The following is a 19,091-nucleotide window of genomic DNA, read 5'->3' as shown; positions in this document are numbered from 1 at the left end:
TACAGTCAATGCGACGAGATTTCAAGCGTTCAAATCGCTGAATGGTAAAAAAGCGGGGGGCTTGTGAAAAAGTAGCCGCGCTTCAAGGGTCCCTAGAGCGCCAGTCGAGCCCGTGCCTGCCGGTATTCCGCCTCTAGCCGGTCGACAAGCGTAGCCACCGGTTCGATGGCTTTGACTGCGCCGATTCCCTGGCCGGAGCCCCAAATATCCTTCCAGGCCTTGGCGCCGGTCGTTGCCGTTTCGAAATCCATCTTCGAAGGATCGGCTTCGGGCAGCTTGTCCGGGTCCATGCCGGCGGCACGGATCGAGGGCTTCAGATAGTTGCCATGTACGCCGGTGAAAAAGTTGGAGTAGACGATATCGGCCGCCGCGCCGTCGACGATCGCCTGTTTGTAGGCTTCCGCCGCGCGCGCCTCTTCGGTGGCAATGAAGGGTGAGCCGATATAGGCCATATCCGCGCCCATCGCCTGGGCGGCCAGGATCGCGCCACCATTGGCAATTGCGCCGGCGAGCAGCAACGGCCCGTCGAACCATTCGCGGATTTCCTGAACCAGCGCGAAGGGCGAGAGCTGGCCGGCATGGCCGCCGGCGCCCGCCGCCACGGCAATCAGCCCGTCCGCTCCCTTGCGGATCGCCGAATTGGCATGACGGTTGTTGATGATGTCGTGCAGCACGATGCCGCCATAGGAATGCACGGCTGCATTGACCTCCGGCACGGCGCCGAGCGAGGAGATGACGATCGGCACCTTGTATTTGACGCAGAGCATCAGATCGTGTTCCAGCCGCTTGTTCGACGCATGGACGATTTGATTGACGGCAAAGGGAGCCGATGGACGGTCGGGATGCGCGGCGTCGTGGGCGGCGAGATCCTCCGTGATCATCGCCAGCCATTCGTCCAACTGGCTCTCCGGCCGGGCGTTCAATGCTGGAAACGAACCGACGACGCCGGCCTTGCATTGGGCCAGCGTCAATACCGGATGCGAGATGATGAAAAGGGGCGAGGCCACGACCGGCAGCCGCAGGCGCTCGGTCAGGACAGAGGGAAGGGCCATGAACATCATCCGTTTGACGTTTACGAAAACGTCAAACGGATAGCAGATGTCCGCCGGGAGGGGAAGATGGGGAAGAGGCAGGCAGCAGGCAATGGGCGGCGGAGGCATTCGGCAATAGGCAATAGTGATAACCTATCCGCGCTCACGCTTCCTACTGCCTCACCTGCCACCCCATTTGTGTCGTCTTTGCCATTTATCCCCGCCGGAGTGTTCGCGGGTTCTTTGGAGAGACTTGCACATTGCTGGTCAGGGCGTTACCGAATTCGGTTAGCGAATGGTAAAGAAATGGTCGTCTTGCCAGTAGAGTATGCGAGCGCATCGCGAGTGAGAGTAAAGGACCTGATGTGAGCGGATTAGAAACGGCTATCAGAAGCGCGTTGGAGCGATCCGATCGCGCCAATCCGGAAATCCGGGCTCGCATCTATCAATCGGCGCGACAGGCGCTTGAAGCCGGACTTCGCAAGCAGGACATTACCGACATCGGCATTATTTCGGCTCAGCGCCAACGCCTTGAAGCGACCATCCGGGCGATCGAGGGTGAAGAGCGTGCCCGCCCGCCGGAGATGCCCGTGACCCCTGAGGTGGAACCGCCTCATGTGCCTCCAGCGGCGCCGCAACAGCGGGCGCCCCAACCGACGCAGCAGCGTCAGGAGCCTGTGATGAGCGTTCGCGGCGAGACGCGCGATCGTCCCGCTGCCCCTCAAGCCTCTGTTCCTGTCGAGCCCGCTGCACCGGAAGGCGATTTGGGCGACATGCGCGCTGGCCCGGCCGATCATCTCGGCGCCGATAGCGATGAACATCAACTAGTTGCCGCGCCGACCGCAACGCGGTCGATGAATTTCAAGCCCGAGCGCGCCGCCGTTCGCCGCAAGCCGCGCAAGTTCTTCTCGCGCCTGCTGGTCTTCTGCATCCTGCTCGCCTTTCTTGGCGTCGGTGCCTGGTGGATCAAGACCTCGGGCGTGTTCATGACGGCGGCGCAGCGCGACACCAGCGTTCCCAATCCGCCGGCGCATGTCGATTCCCAGGATTTCAACGGCAGCAACAATGCCGATGATACATCTGATGACGAGGACAATAGCGGGCCGCCTGCTAATCMGGGGCTGGCGACGATCGACCCGCAGAACAACTTCTCGGCGGAGTGGATCGAAATTTTCAAGCCGACCGACTTGGCAAAGGTCGTAAGCGGCGCGCAGGCCAAGGCCGAGAGCGTCTCGGAGAACGAAGGTCCGGCCGTGCGCCTGACCTCTCAGGCCAGCGGTCCCGATGGCAACGCGTCGGTCGAAGTGCCGGCAAACGTGCTGCAGCAATTGGCCGGCAAATCGTCGACCATCGCGCTCACACTGCAGTCCACCTCGGATACGCCGACGCAGATCACTGTCGAGTGCGATTTCGGCTCCCTCGGCAGTTGCGGGCGTCATCGCTTCGACGTCACCCGTCAGAAGACCGATGCGCTGTTCCAGGTCCGTTATGATCGCTCGTTGGCGCCGACTGCGCCCGGCCATCTCATCATCAACAGCGATGTGGACGGCAAGGCGCGCGGCATCAATATCTACGCCATCCGCGTCCTGCCGGGACAATAAGGCTGGGTTGCATTCTGCCTATTTGATGACATGCAATCCCATGCCAAGGATCTTGTCGTCGATCTCGCCGATCGCCTTTTCGTCCCTGCCGTCATAGTCGAGCGTCAGCAGAATATGACGGATGAGGTTGAGGCGGGCGCGGCGCTTGTCGTTGGCGTGGATCACCGTCCATGGCGCGTAGTCCACATGCGTCTCCTTCAGCATGCGGTCGCGCTTCTCGCTATAGTCCTTCCATTTGCTCAGTGCAGCGATATCCATCGAGGAGAGCTTCCAGACGGCGCGCGGATCGTGGCGCCGATCGTGAAAGCGCTTGAGCTGCATTTCCCGGCCGATATCGAGGTAGAATTTGAAGAAGTAAATGCCGTCCTGGACGATGAGCTTTTCCATATGCGGGGTCTGCTTCAGGAATAGCTCGTATTGCTCGTGCGTGCAGAAGCCCATGACCGGCTCGACGCCGGCGCGGTTATACCAGGAACGATCGAACAGCACGAATTCGCCGGCTGTCGGGAACTGGGCGACATAGCGTTGGAAATACCATTGCCCAGCCTCGCGATCGGTCGGCTTTGTCAACGCTACGGCGCGCGCGAGGCGGGGGTTCATATGGGCCGACGTTGCGGCGATCGAACCGCCCTTGCCGGCGGCGTCGCGTCCCTCGAAGAGCGCCATTACCCGCTTGCCGGTCGCCTGCAGCCAGAACTGTACCTTGATGAGCTCGATCTGCAGCTTTTCCAGCTCTTCCAGATATTCTTCTTCCTTCAGCTTCTTCTTGTAAGGAAAGCCTGCGGAAGCAAGCGCCTCGTCTTCGATCCAGTCCGGCAGCACGGKGTCATCGACATCGAAAATGCGCGTCTTGCCATGAATATCCAATTCCACCGCCCGGCTTTTCACGTCCTCTGCCATGTCCGCTGCTCCTCCGAAATTTACGCCGTCTTAACCATATCTGCCGGTGCGGCAAAAAAGCCTCATGGGCAAGTTGGGTCATTTATCCAGTATTTTCAAGCCCTTTGCCGGCCTCATCCTTCGCCGGCTACATTTATTGCGGTAAGCCGCGGGCTTCTGTGGATAGAGCCGAAAACTTCTGTCATGAATCCCCGCTAAGACGCGGAGTCTTGGATTCCGCTATGAGAGGCGAAGGGACGGGTGCAATTGGAAGACGAATGGTCATTCCTTGGTAGGCTGGCTGCAAGGCTGCGGCAGGAGATCGCCATCCTCATTCTTGCGACGCTGATCGCCGTTATGGCGCTCGTCGAAGGTATCAATGCTGCCGTCATCTTGTGGATGTGGGTCGTCGTTGTCATCGTCGCGCTGATCCGCCGGCCGCTGACCGCGCAGATTGCGCCGCCGACGCTCGTCGAGCCAGCGCCCACCGATCCGGAAGCCTTGCTTCGCACGGTATTCTCCGGCCTCGCCGCGCTCGACATGCCGGTGCTGATCATCGACCGCGAGGCCTCCGTCCTGGTGCAGAATGCCGCCGCGGAGAAGGCATTCGGCGCCTTTCCGCTCAATGCTCACATCTCCGCCAAGCTGCGCTCCCCCGGCGTGCTCGACATGGTGCGCGAGACGATCACCACCAACACGCCGAACCAGATCGAGCATTCCGAGCGTCTGCCGTCCGAGCGCGTCTATATCGTCCGCATCGCGCCGGTMGAGCTGCCGGAGACCGACATCGAGCCCGGCACCTTCTTCGTGCTGTCTTTCCGCGATATCTCCGAGCTCCGGCATATCGACCGCATGCGCTCCGATTTCGTTGCCAATGCCAGCCATGAGCTGCGCACACCGCTCGCCTCGCTCCGTGGTTTCATCGAAACCATTCAGGGGCCGGCCAAGGCGGATCCAAAGGCGCAGCAGCGTTTCCTGGGCATCATGTTCGACCAGACGACGCGCATGAGCCGGCTGGTCGACGATCTCCTGTCGCTGTCGCGGCTGGAGCTGAAGTCGCATATCGCGCCGGATCAGAAAGTCGACCTCGTGCCGTTGCTCGGCCATGTCCGCGACGCGCTGCTGCCGCTTGCCGACGACCTCGACGTCACCATCAATCTGCATCTGCCTCCCGGCAAGGTGGAGGTGCTGGGCGATCGTGACGAATTGGTGCAGGTCTTCGAAAACCTCATCGAGAATGCCTGCAAATATGGTCAGGAAGGCAAGGTGGTCGAGGTTTCGCTCTTGAACGACTCGAGCCAGGCCGTCGAGGTCATCATCTCCGACAGGGGGCCGGGCATTCCGGCGGAACATGTGCCGCGCCTGACGGAGCGTTTCTATCGCGTCAATGTCGAGGACAGCCGCTCGAAAAAAGGCACCGGCCTCGGGCTTGCCATCGTCAAGCACATTCTCACCCGTCACCGCGCGCGACTGATCGTCAAATCGGAAGTCGGAAAGGGAACGGACTTCACGGTACGCTTCTGAACGCCTCTGTGAATCGCCTATTTTGGGCGCAACTTAATCCATAAATTTCAATTGGTTGAACTGTCATAATTGTTTCACTCGCCTGACATAAAAGGGCGGTGCTTTGACAGCTAAAAAAGAGATGCTGAACAGGCGGATGTCCCGTTCGCCGTCGCGCTCTTCAAAGCCTGTCAGGGAGGGTTCACCATGAACACGTTGAAACTGTCTGTCATAGCGTTGGTCGTATCCGCCGCTTTCGCTGGGGGCGCCACGGCCCGCGATCAGATTCAGATTTCCGGTTCCTCCACCGTGTTCCCTTATGCCAAGATTGTTGCCGAGACTTTCGGCGAAACCTTCACCGCGTTCAAAACGCCGGTCGTCGAATCCGGTGGCTCCGGTGCCGGCCTGAAGGAATTCTGCAAGGGCGTCGGCACCGATTCCATCGATATCGCCAATTCTTCGCGCGCCATCAAGGATAGCGAACTCAAGGCCTGCAAGGCTGCCGGCGTTGCCGATATCGAGCAGGTCAAGATCGGTTATGACGGCATCGTCTTCGCCTTCGACAAAAGCAATCCCGACATGAAATTCGTGCCCGCCGATCTCTACAAGGCGCTGGCCGCCGAAGTTGTGGTGAGCGGCAAGCTGGTTCCCAATCCCTATAAGAAATGGTCGGAGATCAATCCGGCCCTGCCGGGTTTTGAGATTGCAGCCTATATTCCGGGCGAGAAGCATGGCACGCGCGAGGTCTTCGAAGAGAAGGTGCTCGCTGCCGGCTGCAAGGAGTCCGGTGCGCTTGATGTCATCAAGGCAACCGTCTCCGATCCAGATCAGCAGACCAAGAAATGCATTGCGGTGCGCAAGGACGGCGTAGCGGTCGATATCGATGGCGATTATCCCGAGACGCTCGCCCGCATCGACGCMAACAAGCACGGCGTCGGCGTCTTCGGCCTCTACTTCTATCAGAACAATGCCGACAAGCTGAAGGTCGCGACCGTGAGCGGCATCGTGCCGTCGGGCGAGACCATCGCCAACGGCACCTATCCAGTGTCACGGCCGCTGTTCTTCTACGTCAAGAAGGCGCATCTCGGCGTCATTCCGGGCCTGAAGGAATATGTCGAGTTCTTCACGAGCGATCAAATGATCGGACCGGACAGCGCCCTGGCCGAATACGGCCTGGTGCCGGCGCCGGATGCCGAGCGCGACCAGATCCGCAAGGATTTCGCGGACGGTAAGATCATGTGATGGCGTAAGGACTGCCCGTCGGGGAATAGGAATGAGTTTGTCACTGTTGCTGTMGTGCCTGTCGATCATCGGCGCCCTTGCCTTCGTGCTGGGGCGGACGAGAGCGGCTGCACTGTCGGGCAACAGGTCCTCGGCCATGCATTCGCGGCTCGGCTATCACGGCGCCTATGCCGCCATCTGGGCGGTATTGCCGGCATTGGCGCTGATCTGCGCCTGGCTGGTGATCAGTCCGGAGGTGATCGATCGTTTCGTGGTCGGTTCCTTTCCGGAGGAGGTGAAATCCCTTCCGACGGCCGAACTCAAACTCAGCTACAGCATGGTACGCAGCCTGGCCCATGGCATGCGCCAGCTCGATGACCAGGAACTTGCCGCCGTCGCCAACGGCTCGGCCGATCTTCAATTGGCCCTGGCGCAAAAAGGCGTCCCGCTCGCCGCCCGGCCGACCGGCTATATGATCGACGCCGCCAATCAATATAACGGTATGCGGGGTGTGAGCCGTGTCGTCATGTCCGTCGCGGCCATCATTCTTTCGTTGCTCTGCGCCATCCACGGCTTGCGCGCCATCGCGCCGCGCTTTCGCGCCCGCAACCGGGTGGAGCAGGTCATTCTCGGCGGTCTGATCGTGGCCTCGTCCATCGCTGTGCTGACGACGGTCGGCATCGCTGCTTCGATGCTGTCGGAGGCCGCCCGCTTCTTCAACATGGTTCCTGCCGCCGAGTTCTTCTTCGGCACTGTCTGGGATCCGGGCTTTACCGGCGCCGGCGCGCGGACATCGGGTACCTTCGGCCTCATTCCGTTGCTGGCCGGCACGCTTTATATCGGCTTCGTCGCCATGCTGGTTGCGGTGCCCGTCGGGCTGTTTGCCGCGATCTACATGGCCGAATATGCCTCGGCCCGCGTGCGCTCCATCGCCAAACCGATGCTTGAGGTGCTCGCGGGCATTCCAACCATCGTCTATGGCTTTTTTGCCCTGGTGACCGTCGGGCCATTCCTGCGCGACATTTCCGCAGACATCAACGGCCTGCTGACGGGCAGTTACACGAGCTTCATCGAGGCGCAGAGTGTCCTGACTGCCGGCTTCGTCATGGGCGTCATGCTCATCCCCTACGTCTCCTCGCTGTCCGACGATATCATCATGGCCGTGCCGCGCTCGCTGCGCGATGGTTCGCTCGGCCTTGGCGCAACGCGGTCGGAGACGGTCAAGCGCGTCCTCCTGCCGGCCGCATTGCCGGGCATTGTCGGCGCGCTGTTGATGACGGCGTCGCGGGCGATCGGCGAGACCATGATCGTCGTATTGGCTGCCGGCGTTGCCGCCCGCATGCAGCTCGACCCCTTCGAGCCGATGACGACGGTCACCGTGAAGATCGTCAACCAGTTGACCGGTGACCTCGAATTCACCTCGCCGCAGACATTGGTTGCCTTCGCGCTTGGCATCACGCTCTTCGGCCTGACCTTGTGCCTGAACGTCTATGCGCTCTACATCGTGCGCCGGTATAGGGAGCAATACGAATGAGCGATGTCGTATCTTCCGCCCCGTCGCCTGTTCCGCGCGGGCTAACACCCGGCACGCCGCTGCGGCGCGATATCGGCATCAGGCGACGCTACGCCGCTGAACGGCGTTTCCGCGCCTATGGCCTTGCCGCCGTTACCTTTGGCCTGGTCTTCCTCATCATCCTGGTCTCCACAGTGGTACGCCACGGCTATACCGCCTTTGTGCAGACCTCGATCACCCTGCCAATCGAGTTCACCGAGAAGGTCATCGATCCCTCAGGCAGGCGCGGCAGCGATCCGAAGGTGCTGATCGCGGCCAACTATCCCGTTCTCATCCGTGACGCCCTGGTGAAGGCGCTGGACATCGATCCTTCCAATCGGGCGCTCGTGCGCGAGGCGACGGAAATGGTATCGGACGGCGCGCGGATTGCCTTGCGCGAGAGGGTCCTGGCCGATCCGTCTGTCATCGGGAGGACGGTAAAGGTCACTTTCCTCGCCGGCGCCAATATCGACTCCGCCAACAAGGGACAGATCGACCTGACGGCCGACGAAAAGGATCGCAAGGTCTCCGATCGGCAAATTGCCTGGATGAAGCAGCTCGCCGCCACGGGCGCCCTGCACGAAGCGTTCAATTCCGGCCTGTTCCTGTCGGGCAATTCCAGTCGCCCGGAGGCTGCGGGCCTCGGCGTCGCGCTGATCGGCTCGTTCTATCTCATGCTGACCGTGCTGGTCCTGGCGCTGCCGGTCGGCGTTGCTGCCTCGATCTATCTTGAGGAGTTCGCGCCGAAGAACCGGCTGACGGATCTGATCGAGGTCAATATCAACAATCTCGCTGCGGTCCCGTCGATCGTCTACGGCCTGCTMGGGCTCTCGGTCTTCATCAACTTCATGGGCCTGCCGCGTTCCGCCTCGCTGGTCGGCGGGCTGGTGCTGAGCCTGATGACGCTGCCGATGATCATTATCGCCACGCGGTCGGCGCTGCGTGCCGTGCCGCCGTCGATCCGCAGCGCTGCCCTCGGCCTAGGCGCTTCGCGCATGCAGGTGGTGTTCCACCATGTCCTGCCGCTCGCCATGCCCGGTATCTTGACGGGCACGATCCTCGGTCTGGCGCATGCGCTCGGCGAAACCGCGCCGTTGCTGCTGATCGGCATGGTCGCCTTCGTCGCCAATTATCCGGCGGGGCMGCTCGATCCTTCGACGGCCTTGCCGGTGCAAATCTACATGTGGGCGAGCGAAGCCGAGCGCGCTTTTGTAGAAAGAACCTCCGGGGCCATCATCGTCCTGCTCTTCTTCCTCGTTGCGATGAACATCGGCGCCATCCTGCTGCGCCGTCGCTTTGAGCGGCGCTGGTGACAGGAGGCGATGGAATGAACATGATGACGGAAGCCGCGAGCGAAAAAGCACTGGCCAGGAAGATGATGACGATCCCCTATAAGATGATCGGCCAGGCTGTCTCGGTCTATTACGGCGACAAGCGTGCGCTGTTCGATGTCGACCTGAACATCCGCGCCAACACGGTCACCGCGCTGATCGGTCCTTCCGGCTGCGGCAAGTCCACTTTCCTGCGTTGCCTCAATCGCATGAACGATACGATCGACACCTGCCGCGTCACCGGCAAGATCACGCTCGACGATCAGGATATATACGACAACAGCATCGACGTTGTTGAGCTGCGCGCCCGCGTCGGAATGGTGTTCCAGAAGCCCAATCCGTTCCCGAAGTCGATATACGAGAATGTCGCCTATGGCCCGCGTATCCATGGCCTGCATCGGTCCAAGACCGATCTCGACCATATCGTCGAAACCAGCCTTCAGAAGGCCGGGCTGTGGGGCGAGGTGAAGGACCGGCTTTTTGAGGCAGGGACCAGCCTCTCCGGCGGCCAGCAGCAGCGCCTTTGCATCGCCCGTGCCGTCGCTGTCAGTCCGGAGGTCATTCTCATGGACGAGCCGTGTTCGGCGCTCGATCCGATTGCCACCGCCAAAGTCGAGGAACTCATTCATGAGCTTCGGGAAAACTTCACGATCGTCATCGTGACGCATTCCATGCAGCAAGCAGCCCGCGTTTCGCAGCGTACCGCAATGTTTCATCTCGGCCATCTGGTCGAGGAGAACGATACCGATAAGATGTTCACCAATCCCGATGATTTCCGCACGCAGGATTACATCATGGGCCGTTTTGGCTGATGATGCTCCCCCGCGCGGTTCCCTTCGCACCTTTCACCTTGAGGATAGAAAAATGGTCTCTACACACATTCTCTCTGCTTATGACGAGGACCTGAAGTTCCTGACGCGCCGCATTTCCGAAATGGGCGGCCTGGCGGAGCAGATGGTCAGCGACAGCGTCCGCGCGCTGGTCAACGGCGATGCCGCTCTGGCGCAGAAGGTCATCTCCGACGACGTCATTCTCGACCACGCCGAGCGCGAAGTCGGCGACAAGGCGATCGTCACCATCGCCCGCCGCCAGCCGATGGCTGCCGACCTTCGTGAAATCATGGGCTCCATCCGCATCGCTTCCGATCTGGAACGCGTTGGCGATCTCGGCAAGAACACCGCAAAGCGCGTCATCGCCGTGCAGGGCACCGGCGTTCCGCGGCGTCTCGCCCGCGGCATCGAACACCTCTCCGAACTGGCGCTCGTCCAGCTCAAGGAAGTGCTCGACGTCTACTCGACCCGTTCGCCCGACAAGGCCGTGTCGATCCGCGAGCGCGATGAGGAAATCGACGCCATGTACACCTCGCTCTTCCGCGAGATGCTGACCTACATGATGGAAGATCCGCGCAACATCACCACCTGCACGCATCTTCTTTTCTGCGCCAAGAACATCGAGCGCATCGGCGACCATGCCACCAACATCGCCGAGACGATCTATTACATGGCGACCGGTGCCCAGCCCGAAGGCGAGCGCCCGAAGGACGATACCGCCAACACCGTCGGTGCAGTGACGGAATAAAGTAGACGCCAAGAGAAGGAGACCAGAGGCGCATGGTTCCGAGAGTAGCTGTTGTAGAAGACGAGGAAGCGCTAAGCGTTCTGCTGCGCTATAATCTCGAGGCGGAAGGCTTCGAGGTCGACACTATCCTGAGAGGCGACGAAGCCGAGCTGCGCCTCCAGGAGCGCATCCCCGATCTTCTGATCCTCGATTGGATGCTCCCMGGCGTGTCCGGCATCGAGCTCTGCCGTCGGCTGCGTATGCGGCCGGAGACGGAGCGCCTGCCGATCATCATGCTCACCGCTCGCGGCGAGGAAAGCGAGCGCGTGCGCGGCCTTTCCACCGGCGCGGACKACTATGTCGTCAAGCCGTTCTCGACGCCGGAGCTGATGGCCCGCGTCAAGGCAATGCTGCGCCGAGCCCGCCCGGAGGTTCTGTCCACGGTCCTGCGCTGTGGCGATATCGAACTGGACCGCGAGACCCATCGCGTCCACCGCAAGAGCCGTGAAGTGCGGTTGGGGCCGACGGAATTCCGCCTGCTGGAATTCCTGATGTCATCGCCCGGCCGTGTCTTCTCGCGCTCTCAGTTGCTCGACGGCGTGTGGGGGCACGATATCTATGTCGACGAACGCACCGTCGACGTGCATGTCGGCCGTCTGCGCAAAGCGCTGAATTTCTCCAATATGCAGGATGTCATCCGCACCGTTCGCGGCGCGGGTTATTCTATGGAGGCCTGATCGGGGAAACCCGGCGGGCCGTCCTCCAACATGGCGGCGGAAACAGAAAACGGGCCTTTCGGCCCGTTTTTCATATGGTTGATATGGCTCAGTGTGCCGCCCGGCGCCGCTCATGCACGGGCTGGTAAGCCAGCCGCTGGTGGTAGGTGCAGTAGGGCGAGGAGTCCGGGCTGTCGTTGCCGCAGAAGTGAAAATCATCCTTCAGCGGGTCGCCGACCGGCCACTTGCAGGTGCGTTCGGTGAGTTCCGTCAGGCCGAGGCGGCGCGAGATCGGAACGACCACATTGGTGGCCGGGCGATATTCGATCTCGTGGACCGTATCGATCTCGACCTCTTCCTTGAGCATCGTCGCACCCTGCTGGCGGGTAACCGTGCGGGTTGCAACGCGCGAGGCGTAATTCGGCGCCCGTGGGGCCGAGGTATTGCGCTTCGGCGCTCGAGCTGCGGTTGCTGCGCCACCGGCCTTCGCTCGGCCTGGCAGGCTCAAGCGATGCACTTTGCCGATGACGGCATTACGGCTGACACCACCGAGCTGTGCCGCGATCTGGCTGGCGCTCAAACCTTCGGACCACAGCTTTTTCAGCTTCTCGACGCGTTCGTCTGTCCAATTCATGCCCTGTCTCCGCTGTCGCGTTTCTGATGGCAGAATCCCTCACCATTGCCTCGCATTGGGTCGAGGCGTGAAACGCTTTAAAATTGTGGTGACTAGTTCCGCCGCATGCAGTCTAGTAATTGGTTTTTAACCTAGTGTGAGGCTGACTCCGTGACAAGAGTCGCGGGATTCTTGAGGAATCGATTTCGAGGTTTTCCCCAACTTGCTATACGTGAGTGGCATTTATGCAATATAACTTGTCGAAGAGATGGCCTCCCTCCGGAGGCGCTCTGCCGCACCTGCTAAATCGCCAGTTTTGTTGACATCGCAGTGCAAAACATCAATAGTGCTCAGGCCGCCGAAAGGCGGCATTTTTGATTTTCCGGGGCCCGTTTCACACGAAGGAAACGACAGGCCCTAAAGGTTGTGATCGAGGAGAATGCGCCATGGCTGAAACCGCGCCGCTTTATGACACCTACATGCGTGCTCCGCTGCGGTTCGAGCGAGGCGAGGGCGTGTGGCTGATCACGGAGACCGGCGAGCGCTACCTCGATTTTGCCGCCGGCGTTGCGGTGAATTCGCTTGGCCACGCTCATCCCCATCTGGTTGCAGAGTTGAAGTCGCAGGCTGACAAGGTCTGGCACCTGTCCAACCTCTATGAGGTGCCGGGCCAGGAGAAATTGTCGAAGCGGCTGACGGACGCCACCTTCGCCGACAAGGTGTTCTTCACCAATTCCGGAGCCGAGGCTCTGGAATGCGCCATCAAGACGGCGCGTCGCTACCAGTTCTTCAAGGGGCATCCCGACAGATACCATATCATCACCTTCGAAGGCGCCTTCCATGGCCGCACGATCGCGACGATCGCTGCCGGCGGCCAGGAGAAATACCTGGAAGGTTTCGGCCCGAAGGCCCCCGGCTTCGACCAGGTGCCTTTCGGCGATCTCGACGCCGTGCGTGCCGAGATTACCGGTGCTACGGCTGCGATCCTGATCGAGCCGGTGCAGGGCGAGGGCGGTATCCGCCCGGCGACCAACGAGTTCCTGCGCGGCCTGCGTCAGATCTGCGACGAGCATGGCCTGCTTCTGGTCCTCGACGAGGTTCAGAGTGGCGTCGGTCGCACCGGCAAGCTCTTCGCCCATGAATGGGCCGGCATCACGCCGGATATCATGGCTGTCGCCAAGGGCATCGGCGGTGGCTTTCCGCTCGGCGCCTGCCTTGCGACCGCGGAGGCGGCCTCGGGCATGAAGGCGGGCACGCATGGCTCGACCTATGGCGGCAATCCGCTCGCCATGGCGGTCGGCAACGCCGTGCTCGATGTCGTGCTGTCGGATGGCTTCCTGCAGCATGTGCGCGATGTGGCCTTGGTCTTCCGCCAGGGTCTGGCCTCGCTCAAGGATCGTTTTCCGGATATTATCGAGGATGTCCGCGGCGAGGGGCTGCTGCTCGGCATCAAGGCTGCCATTCCGCAGTCGGATCTACTGCAGGCGATCCGCGCCGAACATCTGCTGGGTGTGCCGGCCGGCGACAACGTCATCCGTCTGCTGCCGCCGCTGGTGGTCACGGCCGAGGAGGCGCGCGAAGGCCTTGTCCGTATCGAACGCGCTGCAGAATCTCTGCGCGCCGCCCGCGTCAAGAAGTCGGCTTGAGTTCAACGCCTGCTGATCGGGGCGTTTTTGCCCTCACAGCGGGCGTTATCATTTCTGGAGTACAGGTAGGGACATGGCTTCACCGAAACACTTTCTCGATCTCTCGGCCGTCGCGGCTGCCGATCTGCGCAGCATCATTGACGATGCCATCGTGCGAAAGCAGGCGCTGAAGGCAGGTGCGGCCGACAAGCCGCTGGCCGGCAAGATGCTGGCGATGATCTTCGAGAAGCCGTCCACCCGCACCCGCGTCTCCTTCGACGTCGGCATGCGCCAGCTCGGCGGCGAGACGCTGTTCCTGTCGGGTACGGAAATGCAGCTCGGCCGCGCCKAGACGATCGGCGATACGGCGAAGGTGCTGTCGCGCTATGTCGACGCGATCATGATCCGCACGACCGAACATTCGCGCCTGTTGGAACTCGCCCAGCACGCGACCGTGCCGGTCATCAACGCGCTGACCGACGACACGCATCCCTGTCAGATCATGGCCGACATCATGACCTTTGAGGAGCATCGTGGCCCGATCAAGGGTAAGACCATTGCCTGGACCGGCGACGGCAACAACGTGCTGCATTCGCTGGTCGAAGGAGCTGCCCGTTTCGGCTATCGCATGAACATGGCCGTACCCCTTGGTTCTGAGCCCAAGGATCACTATCTGAACTGGGCCCGCAACGAGGGCGCCGAAATCATGCTCTCGCATGATGCCGACCGTGCGGTCGCCGGCGCCGATTGTGTGGTAACCGATACCTGGGTTTCCATGAATCAGGAGCACCGGGCCCGCGGTCACAACGTCTTCCAGCCCTATCAGGTCAACGCGGCTTTGATGGCACAGGCCGGCAAGGACGCGTTGTTCATGCATTGCCTGCCCGCCCATCGCGGGGAGGAAGTGACGGACGAGGTGATCGACGGTCCGCAATCCGTTGTTTTCGATGAGGCGGAAAACCGCCTTCATGCGCAAAAATCGATTCTTGCTTGGTGCCTGGGCGCGATCTGAGGATATAGAACCGCGTTTGATGTCGCGGGCGCAGTAGGAGTAGAGCAATGGCGGAAAGTGCAGCCTCGCTGGGTCAGTTTGATTTTGCCGGCGACGATCATGTCGTTCCCTTCCAGGTAGAGGGTCTTGATGTCCGTGGCCGCGCTGTGCAGCTCGGGCCGCTGTTGGACGCAATTCTCGCTAGGCACAGCTATCCGGCTCCTGTCGCGCGGTTGCTAGCCGAGGCGGTGGTGCTGACCGTATTGCTCGGCACTTCGCTGAAGTTCGAGGGCAAGTTCACCGTACAGACGAAGAGCGACGGACCGGTCGACCTTCTGGTCGCCGATTTTTCGACGCCGGAGAACGTGCGCGCCTATGCCCGCTTCGATGACGAGGCGCTGGCGCAGGCAGTGGCCGCCGGCAAGACCGAGCCGGAACAGTTGCTCGGCAAGGGCGTCCTCGCCTTCACCATCGATCAGGGTCGCTTCAGTCAGCCCTATCAGGGGATCGTGGCGCTMGACGGTGCGTCGCTCGAAGAGATTGCCGGCACCTATTTCCGCCAGTCGGAACAGATTCCGACGCGCGTCCGCCTCGGCGCTGCCGAATTGTTCGATCGCGACGAGGCCGGCAAGCCGCGCCATCGCTGGCGGGCGGGCGGCCTTGTCGCGCAGTTCCTACCGGAAGCACCGGAGCGCATGCGCCAGCCGGATTTCCACGGCGGAGACGGCGACACGAGCCTGCGCGAACACGTCGAGGATGATGCCTGGGCGGAAGCCCGCACGCTGGTCGAGACCATCGACGCCGACGAATTGACCGATCCGCAGGTCGGCACCGAGCGTCTGTTGTACCGCCTCTTCCATGAGCGCGGCGTGCGCGTCTACGAGCCCAAGGCGGTCTTCGACCGCTGCACCTGTTCACGCGACAAGCTGAAGGGCGTGTTGCGCGGCTTCTCCGCCGAGGAGATCGAAGCGAGCCAGGACAATGGCGAGATCGCCGTCACCTGCGAATTCTGTTCGACGACCTATCGCTTCGAGGTGTCCGAGGTGACGGAAGTCTGAGCGATTTCAGGAAAAGGGCGGGATAGTTCTCCGTCCGGCATTGCGAAGAACAAAGAGATGAAACGGTGTTGCGGTTCCGCGAAAAGCTGAGCCGCTTCAATCGGCTCAGTTCAGCGTCCGCAGCAAGTTGGGCGTATCCAACGAAAAGGCTGGGATTTTGACGTGAAACAGCTTCCCGTCGTCCGTCTCCATCTGGTAGTGGCCGAACATCATGCCTGAGGGTGTGTCGAGCGGACAGCCAGAAGAATATTCATAGGTATCGCCGGGCCGCAGCCTCGGCTGCTCACCCACAACGCCGGGTCCGGTCACTTCGTCCACCATGCCGTTCTGATCGGTGATGTGCCAGTAGCGCGTCACCAGCCGCACGGAGACGGTCGAGTGGTTGGAAATCACGATGCGATAACCCCAGACGTAACGATCGTCATCCGGATCGGATTGCTCCTCCAGATAAAAGGGTTCGACAACAACTTCGATGTCGTGTGTTAGAGCGCGATACATGCCTGACACCTTGGTCACTACTCCGAAACGTCGCGCGCTCAAACGAACGCACAAAGGACGCTCCAGCATTTTAAGTCTAGGGCACCTTATCCGCTTTCTATGATCCCACGGAAAGCGGGATACTTAGGGGTATCCTATAAAGCGACCTGTTCCGTCAAGGAATGGATTGGTGAAAACGCCTTTAGCGGATTAAATCCTTCGGATTTTCAGATGTTATGACTAACTCTAAAGGTTAATCGTCCGCGATCGAAAGTATAGGCGCGCGGTCTGTTTTCAAGATGTGTAAGCCCGCCCGAACAATATTCAGGCGGGTTTGGGTAGAACGTCAGCCGGAGACCTGCGCCAGTGCGCGGGCGAAATCTTCGACCAGATCCTCGCTGTCCTCGATCCCTGCCGAAAAGCGCACGGTTCCCGGCGAGATGCCGAGTTCGGCACGGGCTTCGTCCGTGAGGTTCTTGTGCGTGGTGGTGGCGGGATGAGTGATCAGGCTCTTCGAGTCGCCGAGATTGTTGGAAATCTTGACGATCTCCAGCGCGTTCTGCAGCTTGAAAGCCGCTTCCTTGCCGCCCTTCAGCTCGAAGGCCACCAGCGTCGAGCCGCCGGTCATCTGCTTGGCGATGATGTCGGCCTGCGGATGGTCCTTGCGGCCGGGATAGATCACTTTGCCGACCTTGCTCTGCTCTGCGAGGAAGTCGGCGACCTTGGCTGCGTTCTGCGTCTGCTGCTTGACGCGCAGCGGCAGGGTTTCAATGCCCTTCAGCAGCGTCCAGGCCGTGAACGGCGACATGGCCGGGCCGGTGTGGCGGAAGTAGTCGTGCAGGTTCTCGTCGATCCACTGCTTGTCGGAGAGGATGACGCCGCCGAGCGAGCGGCCCTGGCCGTCGATATGCTTGGTGGCGGAATAGACGACGATGTGGGCGCCGAGTTCCAGCGGCTTCTGGAACAGCGGCGTCGCGAAAACGTTGTCGACCACGACCTTGGCGCCGATCTGGTTGGCGAGCTTGGCGACGGCGGCGATGTCGACCACTTCCAGCGTCGGGTTGGTCGGGCTCTCCAGGAAGAAGACCTTGGTATTCGGCTGGATCGCCTTTTCCCAGTTCTCGATGAAGCGGCCGTCCACCAGCGTGCATTGGATACCGTATTTCGGCGCCAGCGTCTCGACGACCCAGCGGCAGGAGCCGAAGAGGGCGCGGGCTGCGACGATATGATCACCGGCCTTCAACTGGCAGAGGATGGCGGCGGAAACGGCGGCCATGCCGGAAGCGGTGGCGCGGGCATCTTCGGCGCCTTCCAGAGCGCACATGCGCTTTTCGAACATGTCGTTCGTCGGGCTGCCGTAGCGGGCGTAGATGAAGCCGTCGGTCTCACCCTTGAAACGGGCCTCGGCAGCTTCCGACGTGTCGTAGACGAAGCCTTGCGTCAGATAGATTGCTTCGGATGTCTCGCCGAATTGCGAACGGAGCGTTCCACCGTGAACGAGCTGGGTTGCGGGGCGCCAAGTCTTGCTCATGCCATCACCACTTTCAAAACAAAAAAACCGGTCGCGAAAGCAGACCGGTTTAACCCCGGTCCTTTTAGCCACTTGTTTAACGTGGCTGCAAGCCGACCGGCCAAATCACCACGGGATAAGTTGCAATACTGCCGTTGACCGCTTGCGTCAATTCCCCGAGTTTGGTTTTGTCTGCGGCAAATTACTGCCCGCGCGTCCGCCAGGATGTGCTGAGGCCGCAGTAACATTTGTACGGCGCATAACCGGCAAGTTTGTTCTCGACTTGCCCTGTCATACGCTGGGAAAGAGGCATGATGGCTCGCACTACTGGAATTTTGGCCGATCGCGCCATTGCAGCGCTCTTCGAAGCGGGACGGCTGACGAGCGAAAAAGAACTGGATGTCGATCAGATCCAGCCGGCGAGCCTGGATCTCAGGCTCAGTGCGCATGCTTTCCGTGTCCGCGCCAGCTTCATGCCCGGCCCGTCGCATCTTGTCGCCGACAAGCTCGACCGGCTGAAGCTGCACGTCGTCGATCTCTCGGAAGGCGCGGTGTTGGAAACCGGCTGCGTCTACATCGTCCCGCTAATGGAGCGGCTCGACCTGCCGGCCGATATGTCCGCTTCCGCCAATCCAAAAAGCTCGACTGGCCGCCTGGATATCTTCACCCGCGTCATCACCGACCGCGCGCAGGAGTTCGACAAGATCCCGGCCGGCTATTCCGGCCCGCTCTATCTCGAAATCAGTCCGCGCACCTTCCCGATCGTCGTGCGTCGCGGCTCGCGCCTGTCGCAAATCCGCTTCCGTGTCGGCCAGGCCATGCTCTCCGAGCCGGAACTGCTGGCGCTGCACGAGAGCGAGACGCTGGTCGCCAGCAAGAAGCCGAACGTCACCGGCGGCGGCATCGCGCTCTCGATCGATCTGGCGGGCGATAAGGAAGGCCTGATCGGCTATCGCGGCAAGCATCACACGGCTGTCGTCGACGTCGACAAGAAGGCCCAGCACGATATCTTCGATTTCTGGGAGCCGCTCTATAGCCGTGGCCGGACCGAACTGATCCTCGATCCGGACGAATTCTACATTCTCGTCTCGCGCGAAGCCGTTCATGTGCCGCCGCATTATGCCGCCGAAATGACGCCCTTCGATCCCTTGGTCGGCGAATTCCGCGTTCATTACGCGGGCTTTTTCGACCCCGGCTTCGGCCACGCACCCGCCGGCGGCCGCGGCAGCCGCGCCGTGCTGGAAGTGCGCAGCCACGAAGTCCCCTTCATCCTCGAAGACAGCCAGATCGTCGGCCGTCTGGTCTACGAGCACATGCTGGAACAACCCTCAAGCCTCTATGGCTCCGGCGTTGGTTCAAACTATCAGGCGCAGGGCCTGAAGCTTTCCAAGCACTTCCGGCTGTGATCCTCTATTTGGCGGCCTTG

General features: G+C 61.1%; 17 protein-coding genes and 1 riboswitch. Of the genes, 12 read left to right on the top strand and 5 right to left on the bottom strand.

Going from position 1 to position 19,091, the window contains the following annotated elements; genetic code table 11:
* Window positions 1-92 precede the first annotated feature (92 nt).
* Window positions 93-1,052, bottom strand: coding sequence for an NAD(P)H-dependent flavin oxidoreductase (locus tag QD357_RS13400; RefSeq protein WP_107107048.1), 960 nt, complete (start codon window positions 1,050-1,052; stop codon window positions 93-95).
* Between the two features lie 344 nt (window positions 1,053-1,396).
* Between QD357_RS13400 and QD357_RS13395 the strand changes: the two genes are divergently transcribed.
* Window positions 1,397-2,632: a hypothetical protein gene (locus tag QD357_RS13395; RefSeq protein WP_414124432.1), complete on the top strand. Its 1,236-nt coding sequence runs from the start codon at window positions 1,397-1,399 to the stop codon at window positions 2,630-2,632.
* Between the two features lie 18 nt (window positions 2,633-2,650).
* Here QD357_RS13395 and ppk2 read toward each other — a convergent pair whose 3' ends face one another.
* A complete protein-coding gene (ppk2, locus tag QD357_RS13390) occupies window positions 2,651-3,532 on the bottom strand; it encodes a polyphosphate kinase 2 (protein WP_414124431.1) in 882 nt (293 codons plus the stop codon).
* Window positions 3,533-3,868: 336 nt separating this feature from the next.
* Between ppk2 and phoR the strand changes: the two genes are divergently transcribed.
* From phoR to phoB, 7 genes are all read left to right on the top strand, one after another.
* Window positions 3,869-5,035, top strand: coding sequence for a phosphate regulon sensor histidine kinase PhoR (phoR, locus tag QD357_RS13385; protein ID WP_107107049.1), 1,167 nt, complete (start codon window positions 3,869-3,871; stop codon window positions 5,033-5,035).
* A 186-nt stretch (window positions 5,036-5,221) separates the two neighbouring features.
* Entirely contained in the window at window positions 5,222-6,256 is a 1,035-nt protein-coding gene (locus tag QD357_RS13380; protein ID WP_414124430.1) for a substrate-binding domain-containing protein, read from the top strand.
* A gap of 31 nt (window positions 6,257-6,287) precedes the next feature.
* Window positions 6,288-7,769: a phosphate ABC transporter permease subunit PstC gene (gene pstC, locus QD357_RS13375; protein WP_414124429.1), complete on the top strand. Its 1,482-nt coding sequence runs from the start codon at window positions 6,288-6,290 to the stop codon at window positions 7,767-7,769.
* Window positions 7,766-9,100: a phosphate ABC transporter permease PstA gene (pstA, locus tag QD357_RS13370; protein ID WP_414124428.1), complete on the top strand. Its 1,335-nt coding sequence runs from the start codon at window positions 7,766-7,768 to the stop codon at window positions 9,098-9,100. Before pstC ends, pstA begins: the two co-directional genes overlap by 4 nt.
* A gap of 14 nt (window positions 9,101-9,114) precedes the next feature.
* Window positions 9,115-9,930 carry a phosphate ABC transporter ATP-binding protein PstB gene (pstB, locus tag QD357_RS13365; RefSeq protein WP_107106909.1) on the top strand — a complete coding sequence of 272 codons (816 nt, stop codon included), beginning with the start codon at window positions 9,115-9,117 and terminating at the stop codon, window positions 9,928-9,930.
* A gap of 52 nt (window positions 9,931-9,982) precedes the next feature.
* The gene (gene phoU, locus QD357_RS13360; RefSeq protein ID WP_414124427.1) at window positions 9,983-10,696 is read left to right on the top strand and encodes a phosphate signaling complex protein PhoU; all 714 of its coding nucleotides are present in this window, start codon (window positions 9,983-9,985) and stop codon (window positions 10,694-10,696) included.
* Window positions 10,697-10,728: 32 nt separating this feature from the next.
* The gene (phoB, locus tag QD357_RS13355) at window positions 10,729-11,412 is read left to right on the top strand and encodes a phosphate regulon transcriptional regulator PhoB (RefSeq protein ID WP_414124426.1); all 684 of its coding nucleotides are present in this window, start codon (window positions 10,729-10,731) and stop codon (window positions 11,410-11,412) included.
* 88 nt (window positions 11,413-11,500) lie between these two features.
* Here phoB and QD357_RS13350 read toward each other — a convergent pair whose 3' ends face one another.
* On the bottom strand, window positions 11,501-12,025 hold the full coding sequence (locus QD357_RS13350; RefSeq protein WP_107106911.1) for a GcrA family cell cycle regulator: 525 nt from the start codon (window positions 12,023-12,025) through the stop codon (window positions 11,501-11,503).
* A 425-nt stretch (window positions 12,026-12,450) separates the two neighbouring features.
* Here QD357_RS13350 and QD357_RS13345 point away from each other — a divergent pair, with 425 nt between their 5' ends.
* The 3 genes from QD357_RS13345 to QD357_RS13335 all read left to right on the top strand — a co-directional run bounded on the left by QD357_RS13345 (window position 12,451) and on the right by QD357_RS13335 (window position 15,678).
* Entirely contained in the window at window positions 12,451-13,650 is a 1,200-nt protein-coding gene (locus QD357_RS13345) for an aspartate aminotransferase family protein (RefSeq protein WP_107106912.1), read from the top strand.
* Between the two features lie 73 nt (window positions 13,651-13,723).
* Entirely contained in the window at window positions 13,724-14,641 is a 918-nt protein-coding gene (gene argF, locus QD357_RS13340; RefSeq protein ID WP_414124425.1) for an ornithine carbamoyltransferase, read from the top strand.
* 47 nt (window positions 14,642-14,688) lie between these two features.
* Window positions 14,689-15,678 carry an Hsp33 family molecular chaperone gene (locus QD357_RS13335; protein WP_107106913.1) on the top strand — a complete coding sequence of 330 codons (990 nt, stop codon included), beginning with the start codon at window positions 14,689-14,691 and terminating at the stop codon, window positions 15,676-15,678.
* A gap of 105 nt (window positions 15,679-15,783) precedes the next feature.
* Here QD357_RS13335 and apaG read toward each other — a convergent pair whose 3' ends face one another.
* Entirely contained in the window at window positions 15,784-16,176 is a 393-nt protein-coding gene (gene apaG / locus QD357_RS13330; protein ID WP_107106914.1) for a Co2+/Mg2+ efflux protein ApaG, read from the bottom strand.
* Between the two features lie 325 nt (window positions 16,177-16,501).
* Window positions 16,502-17,686 (bottom strand): O-succinylhomoserine sulfhydrylase, encoded by a 1,185-nt coding sequence (locus QD357_RS13325; RefSeq protein ID WP_107106915.1) that lies wholly within the window; start codon window positions 17,684-17,686, stop codon window positions 16,502-16,504.
* Between the two features lie 43 nt (window positions 17,687-17,729).
* Window positions 17,730-17,808, bottom strand: a riboswitch (SAM riboswitch).
* 168 nt (window positions 17,809-17,976) lie between these two features.
* On the opposite strand from QD357_RS13325, the gene QD357_RS13320 reads away from it, so the two are divergent.
* Entirely contained in the window at window positions 17,977-19,071 is a 1,095-nt protein-coding gene (locus QD357_RS13320; protein ID WP_181315996.1) for a 2'-deoxycytidine 5'-triphosphate deaminase, read from the top strand.
* Window positions 19,072-19,091: the final 20 nt, after the last annotated feature.

The organism is Rhizobium sp. BR 317, assembly GCF_047445835.1.
Lineage (GTDB): Bacteria > Pseudomonadota > Alphaproteobacteria > Rhizobiales > Rhizobiaceae > Rhizobium > Rhizobium paranaense.
The sequence above is the reverse complement of the archived record's forward strand: the minus strand, read 5'-3'. Positions and strand labels throughout refer to the sequence as shown.

Excerpts from the sequence above, each read along its gene's own strand:
- QD357_RS13345 (WP_107106912.1), top strand. The coding sequence starts at position 12,451 with ATGGCTGAAACCGCGCCGCTTTATGACACCTACATGCGTGCTCCGCTG.
- QD357_RS13325 (WP_107106915.1), bottom strand. The coding sequence starts at position 17,686 with ATGAGCAAGACTTGGCGCCCCGCAACCCAGCTCGTTCACGGTGGAACG.
- phoU (WP_414124427.1), top strand. The coding sequence starts at position 9,983 with ATGGTCTCTACACACATTCTCTCTGCTTATGACGAGGACCTGAAGTTC.
- apaG (WP_107106914.1), bottom strand. The coding sequence starts at position 16,176 with ATGTATCGCGCTCTAACACACGACATCGAAGTTGTTGTCGAACCCTTT.
- QD357_RS13400 (WP_107107048.1), bottom strand. The coding sequence starts at position 1,052 with ATGGCCCTTCCCTCTGTCCTGACCGAGCGCCTGCGGCTGCCGGTCGTG.
- QD357_RS13320 (WP_181315996.1), top strand. The coding sequence starts at position 17,977 with ATGATGGCTCGCACTACTGGAATTTTGGCCGATCGCGCCATTGCAGCG.
- pstB (WP_107106909.1), top strand. The coding sequence starts at position 9,115 with ATGAACATGATGACGGAAGCCGCGAGCGAAAAAGCACTGGCCAGGAAG.
- QD357_RS13350 (WP_107106911.1), bottom strand. The coding sequence starts at position 12,025 with ATGAATTGGACAGACGAACGCGTCGAGAAGCTGAAAAAGCTGTGGTCC.